This window comes from Neoluteolibacter marinus (assembly GCF_014904755.1).
Classification (GTDB): Bacteria; Verrucomicrobiota; Verrucomicrobiia; order Verrucomicrobiales; family Akkermansiaceae; genus Haloferula; species Haloferula marina.
Map to the genome: position 1 here is coordinate 1 of NZ_JACZFQ010000116.1, position 20,201 is coordinate 20,201.

The 20,201-nt window shown below is 64.6% G+C and carries 18 protein-coding genes; 9 read left to right on the forward strand and 9 right to left on the reverse strand.

Annotated features, from left to right (window positions below; translation table 11 throughout):
- The coding region (locus IG178_RS25705) for a hypothetical protein (protein WP_226895688.1) at positions 1-213 on the forward strand (213 nt) is incomplete at its 5' end.
- Positions 214-464: 251 nt separating this feature from the next.
- Here the strand turns inward: IG178_RS25705 and hisC are convergent.
- The 3 genes from hisC to IG178_RS22345 form a co-directional block, all read right to left on the reverse strand.
- Positions 465-1,568, reverse strand: coding sequence for a histidinol-phosphate transaminase (gene hisC, locus IG178_RS22335; RefSeq protein ID WP_193214812.1), 1,104 nt, complete (start codon positions 1,566-1,568; stop codon positions 465-467).
- Positions 1,569-1,628: 60 nt separating this feature from the next.
- Positions 1,629-2,141 (reverse strand): hypothetical protein, encoded by a 513-nt coding sequence (locus IG178_RS22340; RefSeq protein ID WP_193214813.1) that lies wholly within the window; start codon positions 2,139-2,141, stop codon positions 1,629-1,631.
- Between the two features lie 61 nt (positions 2,142-2,202).
- Positions 2,203-2,931, reverse strand: coding sequence for a ubiquinone/menaquinone biosynthesis methyltransferase (locus tag IG178_RS22345; protein WP_343226032.1), 729 nt, complete (start codon positions 2,929-2,931; stop codon positions 2,203-2,205).
- 90 nt (positions 2,932-3,021) lie between these two features.
- Between IG178_RS22345 and IG178_RS22350 the strand changes: the two genes are divergently transcribed.
- Positions 3,022-7,119 carry an MBG domain-containing protein gene (locus IG178_RS22350; RefSeq protein ID WP_193214814.1) on the forward strand — a complete coding sequence of 1,366 codons (4,098 nt, stop codon included), beginning with the start codon at positions 3,022-3,024 and terminating at the stop codon, positions 7,117-7,119.
- Here IG178_RS22350 and IG178_RS22355 read toward each other — a convergent pair.
- Positions 7,116-7,586 carry a GNAT family N-acetyltransferase gene (locus IG178_RS22355; protein ID WP_193214815.1) on the reverse strand — a complete coding sequence of 157 codons (471 nt, stop codon included), beginning with the start codon at positions 7,584-7,586 and terminating at the stop codon, positions 7,116-7,118. The two genes, IG178_RS22350 and IG178_RS22355, sit on opposite strands and share 4 nt — an antisense overlap.
- Positions 7,587-7,704: 118 nt before the next feature.
- On the opposite strand from IG178_RS22355, the gene IG178_RS22360 reads away from it, so the two are divergent.
- From IG178_RS22360 to IG178_RS22380, 5 genes are read left to right on the forward strand one after another with little or no spacing between them, the layout of a single operon-like run.
- On the forward strand, positions 7,705-8,847 hold the full coding sequence (locus tag IG178_RS22360; protein WP_193214816.1) for an ABC transporter ATP-binding protein: 1,143 nt from the start codon (positions 7,705-7,707) through the stop codon (positions 8,845-8,847).
- Positions 8,844-9,677, forward strand: coding sequence for an ABC transporter permease (locus tag IG178_RS22365; RefSeq protein WP_193214817.1), 834 nt, complete (start codon positions 8,844-8,846; stop codon positions 9,675-9,677). Before IG178_RS22360 ends, IG178_RS22365 begins: the two co-directional genes overlap by 4 nt.
- Complete coding sequence (locus IG178_RS22370; protein WP_193214818.1) at positions 9,674-10,456, forward strand: ABC transporter permease; 783 nt, start codon at positions 9,674-9,676, stop codon at positions 10,454-10,456. The genes IG178_RS22365 and IG178_RS22370 overlap by 4 nt, the downstream gene beginning before the upstream one ends.
- 45 nt (positions 10,457-10,501) lie before the next feature.
- On the forward strand, positions 10,502-11,551 hold the full coding sequence (locus IG178_RS22375; protein ID WP_193214819.1) for an ABC transporter substrate-binding protein: 1,050 nt from the start codon (positions 10,502-10,504) through the stop codon (positions 11,549-11,551).
- A 9-nt stretch (positions 11,552-11,560) separates the two neighbouring features.
- A complete protein-coding gene (locus IG178_RS22380) occupies positions 11,561-11,881 on the forward strand; it encodes a putative signal transducing protein (RefSeq protein WP_193214820.1) in 321 nt (106 codons plus the stop codon).
- A gap of 37 nt (positions 11,882-11,918) precedes the next feature.
- Here IG178_RS22380 and IG178_RS22385 read toward each other — a convergent pair whose 3' ends face one another.
- The 5 genes from IG178_RS22385 to IG178_RS22405 all read right to left on the reverse strand — a co-directional run bounded on the left by IG178_RS22385 (position 11,919) and on the right by IG178_RS22405 (position 15,940).
- Complete coding sequence (locus tag IG178_RS22385; protein WP_193214821.1) at positions 11,919-12,527, reverse strand: lysophospholipid acyltransferase family protein; 609 nt, start codon at positions 12,525-12,527, stop codon at positions 11,919-11,921.
- An 8-nt stretch (positions 12,528-12,535) separates the two neighbouring features.
- On the reverse strand, positions 12,536-13,198 hold the full coding sequence (cmk, locus tag IG178_RS22390; RefSeq protein ID WP_193214822.1) for a (d)CMP kinase: 663 nt from the start codon (positions 13,196-13,198) through the stop codon (positions 12,536-12,538).
- Positions 13,195-14,547 (reverse strand): 3-phosphoshikimate 1-carboxyvinyltransferase, encoded by a 1,353-nt coding sequence (gene aroA / locus IG178_RS22395; RefSeq protein ID WP_193214823.1) that lies wholly within the window; start codon positions 14,545-14,547, stop codon positions 13,195-13,197. Before aroA ends, cmk begins: the two co-directional genes overlap by 4 nt.
- A complete protein-coding gene (locus IG178_RS22400; RefSeq protein ID WP_193214824.1) occupies positions 14,544-15,416 on the reverse strand; it encodes a prephenate dehydrogenase in 873 nt (290 codons plus the stop codon). The genes aroA and IG178_RS22400 overlap by 4 nt, the downstream gene beginning before the upstream one ends.
- Before the next feature lie 77 nt (positions 15,417-15,493).
- Complete coding sequence (locus tag IG178_RS22405) at positions 15,494-15,940, reverse strand: hypothetical protein (protein WP_193214825.1); 447 nt, start codon at positions 15,938-15,940, stop codon at positions 15,494-15,496.
- Between the two features lie 146 nt (positions 15,941-16,086).
- Between IG178_RS22405 and IG178_RS22410 the strand changes: the two genes are divergently transcribed.
- Together IG178_RS22410 and IG178_RS22415 are read left to right on the forward strand one after the other, a co-directional pair.
- The gene (locus IG178_RS22410; protein WP_193214826.1) at positions 16,087-16,344 is read left to right on the forward strand and encodes a S1 domain-containing protein; all 258 of its coding nucleotides are present in this window, start codon (positions 16,087-16,089) and stop codon (positions 16,342-16,344) included.
- 290 nt (positions 16,345-16,634) lie between these two features.
- Positions 16,635-20,087, forward strand: a complete 3,453-nt coding sequence (locus IG178_RS22415) for a pyruvate carboxylase (protein WP_193214827.1) — start codon at positions 16,635-16,637, stop codon at positions 20,085-20,087.
- Positions 20,088-20,201 lie beyond the last annotated feature (114 nt).

The window sequence follows — 20,201 nt, forward strand, 5'->3', positions numbered from 1 at the left end:
CTTCTCAGCGGCAGCCTTCTCAGCGGCAGCCTTCTCAGCGGCAGCCTTCTCAGCGGCAGCCTTCTCTGCCTGCTCCTTCTCGTAAGCCTCTTGAGCCGCCTTCTGCGCGGCAATTTTCTCCGCGGTCAGCGGCGGGGGTCCCACACGCCTCAAAGGGGCCTCTTCAACACCAGCTGGAGCCGATCCACCAGGGACCAGAACCGCGGGTACTGAGACTTCCGCCGTGATCCTCTGAGGTTCCGACGAATCGGACTCAGGGCCCGGGGAGGTGATGGGCGATTCACAATGCGGGCAAGGCCCGGTCATCGGAGGCAGGTCCTTGGGGACCAGGATCTTCCCACTACAATGTTCACAGCGGAATTCCCGCTGGTTCAAAAATGGATCAGTTGGCGACATCTCCTTCGATCAGGCCCGCCAGGGTGCTGAATGCACTCCTGACTGTCAACCGATGCGAAGTAATACCTTCAAACCGCCGCCACCGGAAGCACGGAATCCAAAACTTGCAAGCAGCGAAGGTTCTGCGCAGGGGTCCCCATGGAGATGCGGACCCAGTCCGGCAGCTTGTAGCTGCTCATGGCCCGCACGATCACTCCCTGCTGGAGCATCTCGCGGAACACCCGGTCCCCGCCACGCACGTTCACCAGGATGAAGTTGGCCACGCTGGGAACATACTCCAGTCCACGCTCGGCGAAGGCTTTCTCATAAAAGGCCAGGCCCTCGCGATTGATCGCCCGGGTCTTCTCAACGTGTTCGCCATCCTCAAGTGCCGCCAGGGCCCCGGCTTGGGCGATCGCATTGGCGTTAAACGGCTGGCGCGCCTTCTGGAGGATCTCCGCCACGCCCTTCGAGCAAATGCCGTAGCCGATCCGCAGCGCCGCCAGCCCGTGGATCTTCGAACATGTGCGCAGCACCGCGACGTTGCGCCCTTCGCGGACGTATTTGAGCACGTCGGGCGCGTCGTCGAGGAACTCGTGATACGCCTCGTCGAAGGCCACCACGACATGATCCGGCACCCGCGCCATGAACCGGTCGAGCGCTTCCTGGCCCACCATGGTCCCGGTGGGATTGTTGGGATTGGCAATGAAGACCAGCCGCGTGTCGGGGGTGATCGCATCCGCCATCGCATCCAGGTCGTGCACGAATCCGGGATCCGGGACTTCGACATACTTCGCGCCGAAGAGCGTCGCCATCAGCTTGTAGACCACAAAGGCGTGTTCCGCCGCGATCAGCTCGGCCCGCGGGTTGAGGAAGCTGTGGCAAAGGAGCTCGATGATCTCATTTGAGCCATTTCCCAGCACCACATTGGCAAGATCGACGTCGAGCCGTCCGGCAATCGCGCTGCGCAGCTTCCAGCCGCCGCCGTCGGGATAGATGTGAGCCTCCTCAAGTGCTGCCCGCATCGCCTCCTTGGCCAGCGGCGACGGTCCCAGCGGATTCTCGTTCGAGGCCACCTTGACGATCTGCGACGGATCGAGCCCCAGTTCGCGGGCGGTTTCGCTGATCGGCTTCCCGGGTTCGTAGGCGTGAAGGTCGCAGACGAAGCGGTTCGCGTAGGAATCAATGGCCATGGGCGGGACGCTAGGCAGGCGGCACCGCACGGGCAAGGCCGTCTTGGGACAAACCGGCCTTCATTTTCCCTTGAGAAGCGGACCATGTCTTGCCCGATAGCTCATGATCACATCCATCAAGTAACGAGCCTCCAAACGGTCTGTGAAAACAGGATCCTTACCCATCCGTTCGCCGAAATCCGCCACGCTCACATGGGCACCCGGCTCGATGGGATTGAGGGCAATTTCCAGAAGTTCCTCGGTCCCGTAGTGCGCGATCAGGACTTGCTCCAACTGCTTCAAAAGCTTGTCCGCTTGAGCCCAGGACAATTGTTTCCCGGCACGTTCCCCGGTGAAATCCTCCTCACGGAACATCTCGCCGTTTGTCTTCGAATTCATCGTGTGGTCGATGACTACCTTGCAGGACGGTTGGTCCCCGTGGGCCGGGATGGTGATGACCCTGGATCCCCCATCGCGCAGCACCGCCACGCTCGCGCCCAAACGCTTTGGACCCTCAGGCTCCCCTTGCTCCCCCGAGCCGCCCCCCACGGAGCAAACCATAACAGCGACCGTGAGCACCAAGGGTGTTTTCATCCACAAGCGCTAGCCTGCGCGTCGGATCAAATCAATGTTTCAATCACGACGGATCGGCAGCTCACACCGCCTCGGCCGTGTAGATCGCCGCGACCCCGCAGCTCAGGGGGCGGGCGTCGGCATCCTTGAACCCCTGCGCCGTGATCAGATCGCACATCGCCCGGCCCATAGGAAATTCCTCGATCGATCCACCAAGGTACTCGTAGGCGTCCTGCTGACCGGTCAAAAGCCCGGCCATCTTCGGCAACACGTGGTGCAGATACCACCGGTAGGGCCCTTTCAGGGCGCCGGTCGGGAGCGAGAAGTCGAGCACGAGGAGATGGCCTCCCGGCTTCAGGACCCGCCGCATTTCGCCGATCGCCGTCGCGTAGTCGGCCATATTGCGCAGCCCGAAGGCGACCGTCACCACGTCGAATTCCCCATCGGCAAAGGGCAGCGCCATGGCATCCGCCACCAGCGTCCGGACCAGCCCGCGCCGCCCGGCATGGGCCAGCATCTCGGCGCAAAAATCACTGCCGGTAACCTCCGCTTCCGGGCAAGCGTCCTGAATCTCCAAGGCCAAATCCCCCGTCCCCGTCGCCACATCGAGCACCCGGCGCGGCTTCCAGGCGCTCACGATCCGGGCGACCTTCTTCCGCCACAGGATGTCCGTCCCCAGGCTGAGCACATGATTGGTCGTCACGTAGCGATCCGCGATCCGGGCAAAAGCCTCCCGCACATACGATGGATCTTGAATGGTTCCCGCGCCCACGGCCCCACCCCTACGCGGGATTGCCCGCCTGCCAAGCACGGAGTCACCCGATCCCCGACCTTGTTTTTCACAAAGCCGAACCTTACGGTCCCCCAATCCTCCCGGACGACGCATCACCCTGTCACGTCCATGAAATACAAGCAGCACCCGGCAAAATGTGCGTCTCTCGCCAAGTTCGCCGCCCTCACCGCCTCATGTTGGGCGCTGGGGAACCTGCAAATCCGTGCCGAGGACTCGCTCGCCGACCTTCTTGCCCGCCCGGGGACGAATCTTTCCGACCCGGATTCCCGCACCGGGGTGGTCCGCTCGATCCAGGAAATCACCGCCAGACGCCGCGATGCGGCTCGCCAGCGGGCCTTGGGACTCGGCCTGCCGCTGCGGATCACCCGCCCGAACGGCGTCATCGAAGAGATCACCGCATTCGAAGGCGACACCCCGCTCTATTTCACCACCCAGAATGCCAACGCCGCCATTTCCACCGGTGCCAACCTGACCCGCTCGACTTACGCGGCCGACGGCGCGGGGATCACCATCGGCATCTGGGACGGCGGATCGGCCCGCAGCACCCACCAGGAATTCGGCGGCCGCGTGAACGTGATGGATGGCGCGGGCTCCGTCGACCACGCCACCCATGTCGGCGGCACCCTCGCCGCTGCTGGCGTGATCAGCAGCGCGAAGGGCATGGCACCTGCCGCCACCCTCGACAGCTACGACTGGAACAGCGATGTCGCCGAAATGACCTCGCGGGCCGCCACGGGGGCGAACCAGCCCGGCAAACTCTACCTGTCGAACCACAGCTACAGCTACATCAGCGGCTGGAACTATGTGAACAATGGCTCCCGCGTCTGGGAATGGTGGGGCAACGGCACGACCAGCGCCGGCTCCGAGCAGGACTTCGGCCGCTACAACACCTACACCCGCGACCAGGACGCGCTCGCCTACAGCGCTCCCTACTACCTGATCTTCCGCAGCGCCGGCAACGAGCGGACCGATAATCCCGTGGCCGGCGAAAAGGTCGCCCTGTCACCGGGCAGCCCGTCGACCGTGAACTTCGACCCGGCGCTTCATCCTGGTGGCGACGGCCAGTATCGCGGTGGATACGACTGCATCGGCTTCGAGGCCCTCGCCAAGAACGTGATCACGGTCGGCTCCGCGAGCGATGCCGTCACCGGCGGCCTCCGCGACCCGTCGAAGGCCAATGTCAGCAGCTTTTCGTCCTGGGGTCCGACCGATGACGGCCGCATCAAGCCCGATGTGGTCGCAAACGGCGAGGCGGTCTATTCACCGGTAAATGCCAACAACAGCGCCTACGCCTCCTACTACGGAACCAGTATGGCGACGCCGAACGCCGCGGGCTCCGCAGCGCTGCTGATCGACCTCTACGGCACGCTCTTCCCCTCGCAGGCGATGCGCGCCAGCACCTTGAAGGGGCTGCTCATCCACACCGCGGACGATCGCGGGATCGCCGGCCCCGACTACAGCTACGGCTGGGGCATGGTGAACGCCAAGGCGGCCGCCGATTTGATCAGCGATCACGCGGGCCAACCCGAAAAGCAGCGCATCACCGAGGACAGCGTCAGCACCTCGATCACGACCCGCACCTTCCCCTTCGTCTGGGACGGCACCTCGCCCATCCGCGCTACATTGACCTGGACCGACCCCGCCGGCACGGCGACCTCGACCTCCGACCTGCGCAGCGCCCGGCTCGTCAACAACCTGCAACTGAAGCTGGTCGAACCCGGCGGCGCCGAACACCTCCCCTACGTCATGCCCTTCGTCGGCAACTGGAGCCAGGGCTCCATGAGCTCGGCGGCCGTGACCGGCATCAACAACACCGACAATGTCGAGCAAGTCTGGCTGTCTGCTCCCTCCGTCGCGGGAACCTACCAGGCCGTCGTCTCCTACTCCGGTTCCCTGACCAACGGCCAGCAGGTGTTCTCACTGCTCCTCGATGGCAGCGCCGCCGTCGAACCGCCGCCTCTACCGCTGGCGATCAGCTCGATCTCGCCCGAGAGCGCCTTCGCCGGCCCGGTCACCATCGACCTCACCGGCGACGGCTTCGAAACCGACACCGCGGTGAAGATGTCGCGCACGGGCCAGGCCGACGTTCCGGCGACCAGCGTGGTGTTGACCGGCGGAAAACTCCGCTGCCAGTTCGACCTCTCCGCCGCTGCCCCCGGCACCTGGGACGTGGTCGCCACCAACCCGGACGACGAGACCTTCACCCTCGCGGACGCCTTCACCCTGACCGGCGCGCTTTGGAGCGAAAGCTTCGACGGAACCGTCAGCGGATGGACTTCCCAAGCTAGCACCGGCTCGAACAACTGGAGTCTCGCAACCAACCTCAGCCAATCGCCGGCGACTTCCTACTTCGCCCCTGCCCCGTCGTCGAAAACCACCACCGCCCTGACCTCACCGGTGATTCCCGTGCCGGCGAGCGCCAGCAACCTGCAGCTCAGGTTCTGGCACAACTACTCGCTCCAATCGGGCCAGGACGGCGGCAAATTCGAACTTTCCGTCGATGGCGGCGGCTGGTTCGAGGTGGTCTCCTCAGGCTCCGGAGCGGTGTTCGCGAGCAACGGCTACAACACCTCGATCCGCAAGGGCGGCGGTGCGCCGTCGAGCCGCAGCGAATTCGAGGACAGCCCGGTTTGGTCCGGCAACAGCGGTGGCTTCGTCGAGACCATCGTCAATCTCACCGACACGGCCAAATACGCCGGCAAAAACCTGCGCCTGCGCTGGCGCCTTGCGACGAACAGCAGCACTGCCAGCACCGGCTGGTATGTCGACAGCATCGTCCTGGTCGGCGACGCGGATCTCACCAACAGCGCTCCGGTCGTCACCACCGCCCCGTCGACCGGATCCCTGGAAACCGTCACCGACCCGGACCTCACCATCTACGAGGTGATCCGCGATGCCTCGGCCGACCTCACCGTCGCCGCCAGCGACGATGGCGGGGAGGCTGCGCTCAATTACACCTGGAGCGTGGCGAACGGCCCCGGCGCCGCCGTGTTTTTCACCCCCAACGGGCACAACGCGGCCAAGTCATGCAGCGCCCAGTTCGAAGCAACCGGCGATTACGAGCTTTCCGTGACGATTCAGGATGGCCCCGGCCTCGCCACCTCGGCGAGCGTGTTCGTCCGTGTCCTCGAAACCGCGAGCGACCTGCAGGTCAGCCCCGCCACCACCACGTTGGCAGTCGGCGGCACACAGACTTTCAGCGCCAGCCAGCTCGACCAGTTCGGCCAGACGATGTCCACGCAACCCTCGTCCTTCACCTGGGAGGCAAGCGGCGGGGGCAGCATTGACAGTTCGGGTCTGTTCACCGCCACCACCGCCGGCGGCCCCTTCGTGGTCACCGCAACGAGCGGGAGCTTCTCCAATACCGCCAGCATCACCGTCAATCCGGCAACGGCGACGGTGAGTCTGGGCGCGGTCGATCAAACCTATGACCAGGGCAATCCACGGGAGGTCACGGTCACAACAATTCCTGCCGGTCTCGACTGCGCTGTCACCTACGACGGGTCCCCGATCCCGCCGGTTGACGCCGGCACCTATGCCGTCGAAGCCAACATCATCGATCCCAACTACCAGGGAAGTGCCAGCGGCACCCTGACCGTCGCCAAAGCCACCGCGACCATCGGCTTCAGCGGACTCGCTGCAACCTTCGACGGAACCCCGAAAGCCGTGGTCGCCAGCACGACCCCGGGCGGTCTCGCGGTCGACCTCACCTACGACGGCTCGCCCGATGCGCCGCTGGCCATAGGTACCTATCAGGTCTCGGCTACCATCGACGATCCCAACCACAGCGGAACCGCCGCGGCCGAGCTGGTGATCTCCGGCCAGAGCTACGCGCAGTGGCAGGCGCTCGAATTCACCCCCGCCGAGATCCTCGCCGGTGACGCCGATGCCGACGCCGACATCGACAGGGACGGACTGGTGAACTTCGCGGAGCACGCGCTTGGAACGGACCCGCACGCCTTCACGCCGCCACCCGCGTTCGTTCTCGATCCCGGTTTCCTGACCCTGACTTTCACCCGTCCCATCGGTCTCGCCGACGTGGACTATCACGCGGAATCCGGGACAAATCCCGGCCCATGGTCGCCGGTCGTTCTCGAGGTCACGGGAGCCACCGCAACCACCGAGACCGTCCGGGCCCGGGTCGCCCGCAGCCTCGCTCCGGACCGGCAGTTCCTGCGCCTGCGCTTCGAGCAGTCGGGTCCCTAGGGCAGGATGTCGCCGTAGATCCCGGGGTCACTCCCGGGCACCTCGATCGCCCCGCAGGCCTTCTCGTAGAATTCGCGCGGACCCACCCCGCCGATGAACGCGTAGGCGTGGCCGAGTTCCCTGAGCGCCTCGAGCGACCTGAACAGCAGCGCCTTGCCGATCCCGGTGCCCCGTGCCTCCTCGGCCACCCCGGTCGGCCCGAAGAATCCCCGGGCCGTGGTGTCGTAGCAGGCGAAGCCGAGGATCCGCTTGTCGCGGGTCGCGATGAAACAAGCCACCGGCTGGCGGCTCAGCGCGACTTCGACCTCGCTCACCCATTTCGCGGAGAAGTGGGTCCGGGCGAACTCCGCCACGGTGTGCTTTTCGAAGGCCCGCGCCCTCCGCAGCGTGATTCCCTGGCCTTCGACCTTCTTGTAGAGGTCACCACTTTCCGGCAGGTCGTAGAGCCGCACCAGCATGTCGATCATGCGGATGTCCTAGTTCAGCGGAGGAAATCATCAATCTCTATTCCCCCGGCCAATTCACTCCCCCACAACATCCCATCTCGACATCCGATTCCCGCCCGGCCATTTCAATTGTCATTCCATGGCGTCCTACCTCCGCTTCGAAAACGTCACCCGCCGCTTCGGCTCCTTCACCGCGGTGGACGACGTGAACATCGATATCCAGCAGGGCGAAACCTTCTCCCTGCTCGGCCCCTCCGGCTGCGGCAAGACGACGCTGCTGCGCATGGCCGCCGGATTCGACAAGCCCGACGCCGGCAGGATCCTCCTTGACGGTAAGGACATCACCCCCCTCCCGCCCGACAAGCGTCCGGTCAACACGGTGTTCCAAAGCTACGCGCTGTTCCCCCACCTCTCGGTCCGGGACAACATCGCCTTCGGACCGAAAATCGCCAAGTGGCCGCAGGACGCCATCACCCGCGGGGTCGACGAGATGCTCGACCTGATCGACCTCAAGGCCCACGCCGGCAAGAAGCCGGCACAACTCTCCGGCGGGATGAAGCAACGCGTCGCGATCGCCCGCGCGCTGGTCAACAAGCCGAAGGTCCTCCTCCTCGACGAGCCGCTGGCCGCGCTCGACCTCAAGCTCCGCCAGCGCCTCCTGGTCGAACTCGACGCCATCCATGACGAGGTCGGCATCACCTTCATCTACGTCACCCACGACCAGGGCGAGGCGATGTCGATCTCCGACCGCATCGCCGTGATGAACAAGGGCACCATCGAGCAGGTCGGACCTCCCGCCGAGATCTACGAGGCACCGCGCAGCTCGTTCGTGGCGGCTTTCATCGGCGACACTAACTTCCTCGACGGCAGGGTCACGGAAGCCATCGACCCCCGCTTCTCCCGCTGCGAGGTGAACGGCTTCGGCAGCATCGTCATCGACAACGACAAGCCGGTCACCCCGGGCGACCGCGTCCACTTGTCGCTCCGGCCGGAGAAGCTGCTGGTCTCCCGCGAACAACCCTCCTCCAGCGACCTGGAGAACGCGATCGCCGGCAAGGTCGAGGACGTCATCTATTTCGGCTCCCACACCCGCTACTGGGTCCGCTGCGGCGAGTGGCGGCTGTGCGCGGAGATGCAGCACCGCAAGTATCAGCTCGACGAGCAATCGCCGAAGTGGGGCGACACCGTGTGGCTGCGCTGGCACGCCAACGACGGTTTCCTGCTGGAACAGTACCGCGCGGAGGACGAGGGCCTTCTCACCCTGCCCGACGAAGACTCATGAACAAGGAGCGCCGCAGCGAGATCCTGGCCACCGCCCCGAGTTTTCTCTGGCTGGCAATGTTCGTGCTGGTTCCGGTGTTGATCATCTTCGCGATCGCCTTCCGCCCGGCTTTGCCCGCGGGAGGAATCGGCGAGGGTTGGAGCCTGGACGCCGTCCGCTCGCTCGCCGAGCCCGCCTACCTTAGCCTGCTGTTGCGGACCCTGTGGATCAGCGCCCTCACCACCGCGGCCTGCATCGCACTCTCGCTCCCGGTCGCCTACGCCATGGCACGACTGACCCCGGTTTGGCGGTCGCGCGTCCTCCTTTTGGTCATCGTGCCCTTCTGGACCAACTTCGTGATCCGCGTTTTCGCCTGGCAGCAGATCCTCCACGCCCAGGGTTACCTGGCGGAGTTGCTCCGTGGCCTGCACCTGATCGGCCCGAACGATCGTCTGTTAGGCAACCTCGGGGCGGTCGTCCTGGTCAGCGTCTATACTTACCTGCCGTTCTCGATCCTCCCGCTCTTCGCCGCCGCCGAGAAGTTTGACTTCGGCCTGCTCGATGCCGCCCGCGACCTCGGGGCGAAGCCGGCGCGGGCCTTCTTCGGCGTGTTCGTCCCCGGCGTCAGGCAAGGCATCATCACCGCCTTCCTCGTCGTCTTCATCCCCATGCTCGGCTCTTACGTCGTGCCCGACATGGTCGGCGGAACCGGAACCCAGATGATCGGCAACAAGATCGCCCAGCGCAATTTCTCCGACCGCAACCTGCCGGAAGCCGCGGCCCTCTCCGGTGCCCTGGCGCTGCTGGTGCTCGCCCCGATGTTCCTCAGGAGAAAGGAGAAGCCGCAATGAAGAAGAGCCGCCTGCCCTTCGCCACCCTCTTGCTGGTGCTCGTGTTCTTCTACCTGCCGATCGGCTTCCTGGTGCTGAACTCGTTCAATAACTCGCGCTACGCTTCGAAGTGGAACGGCTTCTCCACCCGGTGGTACGAGCGGCTGACCGAGCGCGACGACCTCGTGGCGGCACTCGGCAACTCGCTGAAGATCGCCACCGGGGCCAGCCTCGCGTCGATGGTCCTCGGCACCGCGGCGGCCTTCGCGCTGCGCCACCGCGCTTCGAAGCTCCAGGATGCACACCGTCTGCTCGTGGCGGTGCCGCTGGTCCTTCCCGACATCCTGATGGGTATGAGCTTGCTGCTCCTTTTCATCTCGTTCGGGCTCAAGCTCAGCCTCTTCACGATCACCCTCGCCCACATCACCTTCTGCCTGAGTTATGTCGCGCTGGTGGTGCAGGCCCGGCTCCAGGACTTCGACTTCAATGCGGTGGAAGCCGCCCGCGATCTCGGCGCGACCAAGCTCCAGGCCTTCGTGAAGGTGACCTTGCCGCTGCTCGCACCGGGCATCCTTGCCGGGGGCCTGCTCGCGTTCACCCTTTCGATCGACGACTACGTGATCACCTACTTCGTCAAGGGTCCCGGCTCCGACACGCTCCCGACGCTGGTTTACGCCATGATCAAGAAGAGCAAGGACCTGCCCGTCATCAACGCGCTGTCGTCGATCATGCTGCTCGTCACCTTCGCCGTGGTTGCCGTTTCCCAGCGCCTCACCCGCCCCACCCCGTCGTCCATCTGATTTCCCTCGCCCCGAAATCCGCGAACCTCCTACACTCCAAACAACATGAACCGTCGTCGTTTCCTCGCCTCGTCCACCTTCGCCGCCGCCGGACTCTCGGCCTGCAAACCCGCCGGATCCTCCGCCGGTGATAAGAAGACCCTCAACGTCTTCACCTGGGCCGACTATCTCAGCGACGACGCGAAGGAGGGCTTCGAGAAGGCGCACGACTGCACGGTCGTGATCGACACCTTCGACTCGAACGAATCGATGCTCGCGAAGCTGGAGTCCGGCGCCACCGGTTACGACATCCTCGTTCCCAGTTCCTACACCGTCAGCGCACTGAAGCGGAAGGGCCTGCTGCAGGCGCTCGACCACGCCAAGCTGCCCGCGATCGCGAACGTCGATGCCGCCTATCTTGCCAAGGCGCTCGATCCGAAGATGGAGCACTCGGTGCCCTACATGATGGCGCCGACGGTGCTGGCCTATCTGAAATCCAAGGTGACCTCGCCCGAAGACGGCTGGTCGATGATCGGGCGGCCCGACTTGAAAGGCCGGGTCACCCTCCTCGATGACATGCGCGAGGTGCTCGGCGCCGCGCTCAAGTTCCAGGGCAACTCGATCAACACCGTGGACCCCGCCCAGCTCAAGGCCGCCGCCGACCTGGCGATCCAGTGGAAGGGCAACATCGCCAAGTTCGAGAACGAACAATGGAAGACGGGCATCGCCTCGGGCGAGTTCTTCCTCGTCCACGGCTACGCTGGCGAACTCATCCTCGTCCAGGACGAGAACGAGGATGTCGAGGTCATCATCCCGAAGGAAGGCGCGGCATTCTCCTGCGACGACCTGTGCATCCCCGCCAGTGCCAAGGAGGTCGATCTCGCCCATGCGTTCATTGATCACCTCACCACCGCGTCGGTCGCCGCGGAGAACATGGAATGGATCGGCTACCGTGCGCCGAACACTGCCGCCTACGCGGAACTCAGCGAGGACTTCCGTGGCAGCCCGGTGCTCTTCCCGCCCGACGACCTGTTCGCCAAGTGCGAGCCGATCAGTGACCTCGACGACAAGCTCCCCCTCTGGACCGCCGAGTGGGACCGGGTCAAATCCGCTTGAAGCAGCGTCGTGAAACGGGTCTTCGATCACATCGACTTCACCATCGTCGGCCACCTCCAAAGCGTGTTGGAGGCGGCCGGCATCCGGACCGAAATCCGCAACGAAGGCGGCTCGGGCGCCGCCGGCGAACTGCCGTTCACCCAGGTCTATCCGGAACTCTGGGTGCTCGAGAACCAGGACGAGGCCCGGGCCCGCGCCCTGATCAAGGAGTTCCGGGACCGGGAACACGAAATCCCCGTCGGCCCGGCCTGGACCTGTCCCGCCTGTGGCGAGGAAATCGAAGGCCAATTCGCGGAGTGCTGGAACTGCGGCGCGGAGAACCCGCTTTGATCGTCCAGCAGCAGGAAGTCGTTCCCGATCGAGAGGCCTACAGCGCCTCGATCGCAGCCATCAGCCGGTCGGCGACATCCTGGTAACCGTGCTTTCCCTTCGACTTCGTCAACTCGTCCTCGGTCAAACGGATGGGAGGACCGATGTGCAGCGAAATCTGGTTGAAGCGGATCCGTCCCGAACCTCGCGGCAGGGCTTCGCGGGCACCGCGGATGCGGATCGGCTGGATCACCGCGTTCGATTTGACCGCGATCAGCCCGACCCCGGGTTGCGCCTTGCCCATGACGCCGTCGAGGCTCCGCTCGCCCTCAGGGAAAACCAGCACGCGTTCACCGGAGTTGAGCAGCTTGATAATCGCCTTGAGGCTGGTCATGTCCGGGCGCTCCTGATCCACCGGGATCGAGTTCCAGGCCTTGTAGATCCACTTCAGGACCGCGCCTTTCATCAGGCTCTTGCGCGCGAGATAGTACATGTCGTCGCGGTAAAGCGTGCCGATGAGCGGCGGGTCGAGGAAGCTCTCGTGGTTCGAGACGATGAGCACGGCGCCGTCACGGACCAAGTGCTCGCGGCCGATGACCTTGAGGCCGAACAACGAACGATAGGCGCTTCCGAAGAGATTCCAACCGAACCAGTAGATCCAAGTCATGGGGTGAGTCAGTGAGATTGACCGGGAATCACGAAGCCCTGGTCGGAGAGGATTTTCAAAGCAGCCGCCACGCCGGTTTCGATGGTGTGCCCGGAAGTATCGAGAATCGCCGCGCCTTCGGCGACCTTGAGCGGCGCGGTTTCGCGACCGCTGTCCGCCTTGTCGCGTTCGGCCACCGAGTCGACTTCCCCGACTTCCTCGCGCCGCGCCTCGCGGACCCCCGGGTCGGCGTCCATGTAGATCTTGTACGGGGTTTCCGGAAACACGACGCTGCCGATGTCGCGCCCTTCCATCACCACATCGCCCAGCTTGAGATAATCGCGCTGAAGCGAAACCAGGCACTCCCGGACTTCCGGAACGGCGGCGACCGCGGAAACATTCGCGTTCACTTCCTCGCTGCGCAGCTCCTCGCCGGGATCGACGCCATCCACCATGACGGTGGAGTCCAGGCCATCGACGCCGCATTCGATCTCCATCAGGCGCAAGGCCCCGACCACGGCCGCGCGGTCGTTGGGATCAAGGCCGAGCTGCAGGACCTTCCAGGTGACCGCCCGGTACATCGCACCGGAGTTCACCATGATCAGCCCGAGACGCTGTGAAAGCAGGCGCGCGAGCGTGCTCTTGCCGGATGCGGCAGGACCGTCGATGGCGATGGCTCGGTGGAGGATCATGCGGGCACGGTGGGAAGATCGTAGTCGGCCTCGTTCCGGCTCTCCGCGAGCACCGCGGCGAGTTGGCGGGCAAAGCCCGGATAGGAGGTGTTCACGCAGTCGGTGTTGCGCACCACGGTTTCGCCGCTGGCGAAGAGCCCGGCAATCGCAAAGGCCATCGCGATGCGATGGTCGCCGTGGCTTTCAATGGTCGCCGCGTGAAGCGGGCTGCCACCGGTGATTTCCATGCCGTCCTCGAACTCCTCGATGTTCCCGCCCATCGCCCGCAAGCCCTTGACGACCGTGTCGATGCGGTCGGTTTCCTTGACCCGCAGCTCCTTGGCATTGCGGATCACGGTCTTGCCCTCCGCCATCGCCGCGGCAACGGCGATGACCGGGATCTCGTCGATCAGGTTGGGAATCTCGGAACGCAGCAGCTCGGTGCCGGTCAGCTTGGCCCCGCGGATCTCGATGTCGCCGATCGGTTCCCCGTCGTCCGCCGAGTGGATGGTTCGCGTGATCTGCGCCCCCATCCGTTCGATGACGTCGAGGATCGCCGTGCGGGTCGGGTTGAGGCCGACCTGCCGGATCACAAGGCATGACCCGGGCAGGGCCGCCGCCGCGACAACCCAGAAGGCGGCACTCGAAATGTCCCCGGGAACCTGGAAGTCCCGCGCTTGAGGCACCTGCCCGCCCTCGATCGAGATCGCGTTAACTTCGGTCGTGAGTTTCACGCCGAACGACTCCAGCATGCGTTCCGTGTGGTCCCGCGTTTCGGCAGGCTGAACCGCCGTGGTGATACCCTCGCAGAACATGCCAGCCAGCAGCACCGCACTCTTCACCTGGGCGCTGGCCACCGGCAATTCGTAGCGGATCGGGTGCAGTTTGGCGCCGTGGATCCTGAGCGGCGCACACCCGGGCTTCTCGCCAAGGCAATCGATCTTGGCCCCCATGTCGCCCAGCGGCCCGGTGATCCGCCCCATCGGGCGGCCGGAAAGCGATTCGTCGCCGAAAAGTTCACACTCGAAGGACTGCCCGGCGAAGAGACCGGCCAGCAGCCGCATCCCCGTGCCGGAATTCCCGCAATCGATCGGGGCGGTCGGCGCGGCAAGCTGCATGTTGCGGCCGTGGATGCGCATCGAGGTCGGACCGAAGCCCGGCATCTCCTCCAGCACCTCGACCTCGACGCCACAGGCCCGCATGGCTCTCAGGGTATTGAGACAGTCCTCGCTCGGGAGGAAATTTCGCACCGTCGACACGCCTTCGGCCAAGCCGGCGATCATGGCCGCGCGATGGGACATGCTCTTGTCACCCGGCACCGGGAAGGAGGCCTCCAGGCTGCCGATGGATTTTACTCGGAACTCGCTCATGTGAAATCGTTGCTGCGCTCGGCAAGCGAGGCGTCGCGCAATTCCTTCGCCTCATCCAACCAACGGCGCACGGCTTCTAGGTCGCCAGCTTCAAGCATGGCAAGCATTTCGCTCATCCGTGCAATGCCGCGCGCCACGACCGGGATCAGCGCCTCGCGATTTTCGGTCACGATCTCCGCCCACATCGCCGGATCCCCGCCAGCGACCCGGGTGGTATCGCGCAAGCCGCCGCCACCGAACTTCCCGTCTCCCGCAACCTCCAGCGCCACCTGCGCCGCAGCCGACGCGATCAAGTGGGGAAAATGGCTGATCCGGGCGACCAGAGCATCGTGCCCGGGGCCCGTCATCCAGGCGGTACGGCATCCGAGTTCCTGCCAGAATTCCTGTAGTCTCCCGGTCCAAGGGTCGCCGACCAGAGCGTCGTCCGTCAGCAAACAAGCAGCCCCGGCAAATAGTCCCGCATCCGCCGCGGCGATTCCGCCCAGCTCCGACCCGGCCATCGGGTGACTGCCGATGAAACGTCCCCCGGTGCGGGCGAGCAATGGTGCGAGCACGGCATGCGGCGTGACTTTCACGCTGCCCACGTCGGTCACGAGGGCGTCAGGGGACAGGCCCGCGGTCTGGGCGGCGAGAAGGACCGTGGCCATGGCCCCGACGGGCGTCGAGAGCACCACCAGGTCGGCCCCCGCCACCGCCTGCGCCATGTCCGTCGTGGCACCCTCGATTCCGCGGGACCGGGCGAGCCCGACGGTCTCGCCACGACGGGCCCACAATGCCACGGACGCCTGCGACGACCTCTCCAACAACGCGAGGGCGAGCGAGCCACCGAGGAGCCCGCCCCCGAGAACCGCGACTTTTCTGAAATCCATCTCGATGTCCGGGAATGAAAGAGCCGGCCCCGTGAGGGACCGGCTCCTCGAAAGCACCATTCAAGAACCGGCCGGAATCAGGGCACCCGGAAATGCTTCTTCTCGGAAGCCGGATAGGTCGGATCCGCGACCAGGCGGCCCGTCGGAATCCCCTTCACGTCGATCACCTTGTTGTTGAAAGGACTGAAGACCATGCCGGGCTTCCCGGGAACCGGGCGTGCCACCGGCGGCTCGTTCTTGTTGTCGACCGGGGAGGTCTTCTTTTCCGGAGTCGCTCCGCCGCCATCATCCTTCTTCGCGATCTCGTCGCCCTCCGGAGTCTTCTTCTTCTCCGCGAGTCCGTCACCCTCCTGCTCCTTCTTCATGGCCTCGCGCTCCTCGCGGATCTTTTCCTTCTGTTCAGCCTCGGTCATCTTGCGCTGGGCCGGATCGAGCGGGGCCTCCGGCGGCGGCTCGACGTAAGGGGTGCAGGAGACCGCCAGGAACATGGCGCTGCAGGAAAGGAGAATCAGTCGGAGACTCATGGTACAATTGAGGATTTCAGGCGATTTCCCGGACGATTTGGCTCCGTGGGAAAGGCGCTGAAGATGCTGCCATCCCCTTGCTTCGTCAAGCAACAGGCTCCGGCGGACTTGCCAAAGTCAGCCATCGCGTGGATCCATTGCGCCCGATGAGATCCTCTGGCCCTGCCTACGACGACTGCGTCCGCACCAACGGGACGATCCTGAAAACCATTTCGGCCGACCTCTACGAAGTCGCCTTGCCGAACGGAAAACCCGTGATCGGACACCTCTCGAAAGCACTTGCGGTGAATCCCCCGGAACTCGCGGACGGCACGGTGGTGCAGCTTGAAATCAGCCCCTTCGACCTCGACCGCGCCCGCATCGCCAGTGTCGAGCCTTCCCCCACGCCGCAGTCCGCCGAATAGCCGTTTGCCGGACAACGCAAGAAGCACAGGGAGAGGGCAAAAAGGTGCCATCCGGGCAAAAATGAAGCGGCCCGATCGAACCATCACCCGGAAAAACCCAAAAACCGGGAAGACTCTTCAATCGGGCCGCCTACTATTGTCGCGACGGCGGATGCTTAGCGCCTATCCAACCCCTCGTCAACCCGATTCTTTGATTTTTTTCACCCCCGGGGGCTACTCCGAACGGGTGCCCCTTGCTGTCACCTTTCCCCTTGGCCGATTGCGCGGTGAACGCTTAGGAATTCATCCGCATGCCGCAACCCAAGACCGACAAGCTGCTCGCCGCGAACCGCGGTGAAATCGCCATCCGAATTTTCCGCGCCGCCAATGAACTGGGGCTACGAACCGTGTCGATGTTCGCCGAGGAGGATCGCTTCTCCCGCCACCGTTTCAAAGCGGACGAAGCCTACCAGTTGGACAAGGACAAAGGGCCCGTCGGCGCCTACCTCGACGTCGAGGGGATCGTGGCCATGGCCAAGTCCAAGGGGGTGACCCTCGTCCATCCGGGATACGGTTTCCTCTCGGAAAACGCCCAGTTCGCCCGCGCCTGCGCCCGCGAGGGTATTACCTTTGTCGGCCCCTCCCCCGAGCTTTTGGAAAACATGGGCGACAAGACCGCCGCCCGGCACCTGGCGGCGAAGTTCAACGTCCCGACCCTTCCGGGAACCGAGGAACCGATCACCGACCCGGATCAAGCCATGAAAATCGCCGCCGAGATCGGCTTCCCGCTGATCATCAAGGCGGCCTTCGGTGGCGGCGGACGCGGCATGCGGGTGGTTGAGAAACCCCATCAACTCCCGGCCCTGCTCGCCGAAGCCCAGAACGAGGCGCTCAACGCCTTCGGCAATGCCGCTGTTTTCCTCGAACGCTATATTTCACGCGCCAAACACATCGAGGTGCAGATCCTCGGCGACCAGCATGGCAACGTCGTTCACCTTCACGAACGCGATTGTTCGGTCCAGCGCCGCTACCAGAAGGTGGTTGAGATCGCGCCATCGGTGGAACTCGACCCGCAGGTGCGCAAGGACCTTTGCGCCGCCGCCGTCACCCTCGCCAAGGGCATCGGCTACAACAACGCCGGCACCGTCGAGTTCCTCTACGACATGGACCAGAAGGACTGGTTCTTCATCGAGATGAACCCGCGCATCCAGGTCGAACACACCGTGACGGAATGCGTCACGGGCATCGATCTGGTCCGCTCCCAGATCCTCGTCGCCAAAGGCAACTCGCTCTTCAGCCCGGAGATCGGCATCCCCGCCCAGGACGACATTCCTTGCATCGGCTATGCCATCCAAGCCCGGATCACGACGGAAGACCCCGAGCGGAATTTCGCCCCCGACTACGGCCGCATCCTCAATTACCGCTCGGCCGCAGGCTTCGGCATCCGGCTCGACGCGGGCTCCGGCGACGCCGGCTCGGTGATCACCCCCTACTACGATTCCATGCTGGTGAAGCTCACCGCCATGGGCCGCAACTTTGACATCGCTTGCCAGCGCATGGACCGGGCGCTCCGCGAATTCCGGATCCGCGGGGTGAAGACGAACATCCCGTTCATTGAAAACGTCATCCGCGACGAGACCTTCCGCAACGGCCAGGCCCACACCAAGCTGATCGACACCAAGCCGGAGCTGCTCAAGTTCAAGCCGCGCCGCGACCGTGCGACCAAGCTGCTCTCCTACCTTTCCGACATCACGGTCAACGGCAACGCCACGGCGAAGGGCTGGAAGCCGGAAAAGCCCATCCCCGCCCCCCGGGTCCCGCATCTGCCCGCCAAGTCCTTCGAAGGCAGCCGCGATCTCCTCCTCGAAAAGGGACCGGACGAGTTCGTGAAGTGGATCCTCGGCGAAAAGCGCCTGCTGATCACCGACACCTCGATGCGCGACGCCCACCAGTCGCTCATCGCCACCCGCATGCGCAGCCTCGACATGCTGCGCATCGCGGAAAGCTACGCGGCGGGCGTCCCCGACCTCTTCTCGCTCGAAATGTGGGGGGGAGCGACCTTCGACACCGCCATGCGCTTCCTGAAGGAGTGCCCGTGGGAACGGCTCCGGCGCCTGCGGGAAAAGATTCCCGGCACCCTGTTCCAGATGCTTTTCCGGGGCTCGAACGCCGTTGGCTATTCGAACTACCCCGACAATGTCGTCGCGGGCTTCGTGAAGCACTCGGCCGATGCCGGCATGGACATCTTCCGGATCTTCGACTCGCTCAACTATCTGCCCAACATGCGGGTTGCCATGGAGGCCGTCCGCGAGCACGGCAAATCGCTGTGCGAGGCGGCCATTTGCTACACCGGTGACATCCTGGACAACAAGCGGGAGAAGTTCTCGCTGAAGTACTACGTCGCCAAGGCCAAGGAACTGGAGCAGATGGGCGCGCACATCCTCTGCATCAAGGACATGGCCGGCCTCTGCAAACCCCAGGCGGCCTATGACCTTGTTTCCGCGCTGAAGCAGGAGATCGGCATCCCGATCCACTTCCACACCCACGACACCTCGGGCTTGAATGCCGCCTCGGTCATCGCCGCGGCGCGGGCCGGCGTCGACATCGTCGATCTCGCGACGGCGTCCCTGTCGGGTTCCACCTCGCAGCCGAACCTCAACTCGATTTGCGCGGCGCTCGCCAATTCCGAGCGTGACCCGGGCCTCGACATGGATGCCCTCAATGAACTTTCGGACTACTGGGAAGCCGTGCTGGCCCAATATGAACCGTTCGACTCGGCACCGCGCTCCGGTACTGCGGAGGTCTATGAGCATGAAATGCCCGGCGGCCAGTACACCAACCTCCGCGAGCAGGCAAATGCCATGGGACTGGGCCACCGCTGGCGCGAGATCGCCCGCACCTACGCCGACGTGAACCTCCTGTTTGGCGACATCGTCAAGGTCACGCCGTCCTCGAAGGTGGTCGGTGACATGGCGATGTTCCTCATCACCCGAGGGATCAAGGCGGCCGACGTGCCCAAGCTCAAACCCGGCTCAATCGATTGGCCGGAGAGCGTGATCGACATGCTCGCCGGCGGACTCGGTCAACCCGACGGCGGCTGGCCAGCCGATGTCCAGGCCGTGGTGCTTGGCAACAAGCCCTCCACCACGCAGCGCCCGGGGGAACTCGCCCTGCCCGTCGATCTCGAATCCACCCGTCAGGAACTTTCCAAACAGCTGAACCGGCAGGCCAGCGGCGACGACCTCTATTCGCACCTGATGTATCCCCAGGTCTTCGCCGACTTCAACGCCTTCCGTGCGAATTTCGACGACCTGTCCGGACTCGCCACGCCGGCGTTCTTTTACGGCCTGCACGTCGGCGAGGAAGTCGAGGTCGAGATCGATCCCGGCAAAACCCTGTTCGTCAAACTGGTCTCAATCGGGGAAGCCGATGCCGAGGGCCAGCGCACGCTCTTCTACGAACTCAACGGCATGCCCCGCGAAAGTGCCGTTCTCGACAAATCGCTGACCGGGTCGGTCAAGGCGAGCCGCCCCAAGGGCGACCCGTCCGACCCGGCCCAAGCCTGCGCGCCGATGCCGGGAATGGTCACCGAGATCGCGGTCTCCCCCGGCCAGCAGGTCCAGGCCGGCGACAAGCTGGTTGTGCTGGAGGCCATGAAGATGCTCACCACGGTCAGCGCCTCGGCGGACGGCGTGGTCAAGGATGTCCTCGTCAAGAAGGGCGACCAGGTGGACAGCGACGACCTGCTGCTGAAGCTCGACTGATCCGGGACGGCGGGCGGCGGTCGATCTACGACACCACCCGTACCTCGTCAGCCTGCACGATCTTCCGCACCCCTCCGGGGGTGCGGACCAGCAGCTCGCCGCCCTCCCCGATGC

Coding starts and splice junctions, on each gene's coding strand:
- hisC (WP_193214812.1), bottom strand. CDS start 1,568: ATGGCCATTGATTCCTACGCGAACCGCTTCGTCTGCGACCTTCACGCC.
- IG178_RS22340 (WP_193214813.1), bottom strand. CDS start 2,141: ATGAAAACACCCTTGGTGCTCACGGTCGCTGTTATGGTTTGCTCCGTG.
- IG178_RS22350 (WP_193214814.1), top strand. CDS start 3,022: ATGAAATACAAGCAGCACCCGGCAAAATGTGCGTCTCTCGCCAAGTTC.
- IG178_RS22355 (WP_193214815.1), bottom strand. CDS start 7,586: ATGATCGACATGCTGGTGCGGCTCTACGACCTGCCGGAAAGTGGTGAC.
- IG178_RS22360 (WP_193214816.1), top strand. CDS start 7,705: ATGGCGTCCTACCTCCGCTTCGAAAACGTCACCCGCCGCTTCGGCTCC.
- IG178_RS22365 (WP_193214817.1), top strand. CDS start 8,844: ATGAACAAGGAGCGCCGCAGCGAGATCCTGGCCACCGCCCCGAGTTTT.
- IG178_RS22370 (WP_193214818.1), top strand. CDS start 9,674: ATGAAGAAGAGCCGCCTGCCCTTCGCCACCCTCTTGCTGGTGCTCGTG.
- IG178_RS22375 (WP_193214819.1), top strand. CDS start 10,502: ATGAACCGTCGTCGTTTCCTCGCCTCGTCCACCTTCGCCGCCGCCGGA.
- IG178_RS22385 (WP_193214821.1), bottom strand. CDS start 12,527: ATGACTTGGATCTACTGGTTCGGTTGGAATCTCTTCGGAAGCGCCTAT.
- cmk (WP_193214822.1), bottom strand. CDS start 13,198: ATGATCCTCCACCGAGCCATCGCCATCGACGGTCCTGCCGCATCCGGC.
- aroA (WP_193214823.1), bottom strand. CDS start 14,547: ATGAGCGAGTTCCGAGTAAAATCCATCGGCAGCCTGGAGGCCTCCTTC.
- IG178_RS22400 (WP_193214824.1), bottom strand. CDS start 15,416: ATGGATTTCAGAAAAGTCGCGGTTCTCGGGGGCGGGCTCCTCGGTGGC.
- IG178_RS22405 (WP_193214825.1), bottom strand. CDS start 15,940: ATGAGTCTCCGACTGATTCTCCTTTCCTGCAGCGCCATGTTCCTGGCG.
- IG178_RS22410 (WP_193214826.1), top strand. CDS start 16,087: ATGAGATCCTCTGGCCCTGCCTACGACGACTGCGTCCGCACCAACGGG.
- IG178_RS22415 (WP_193214827.1), top strand. CDS start 16,635: ATGCCGCAACCCAAGACCGACAAGCTGCTCGCCGCGAACCGCGGTGAA.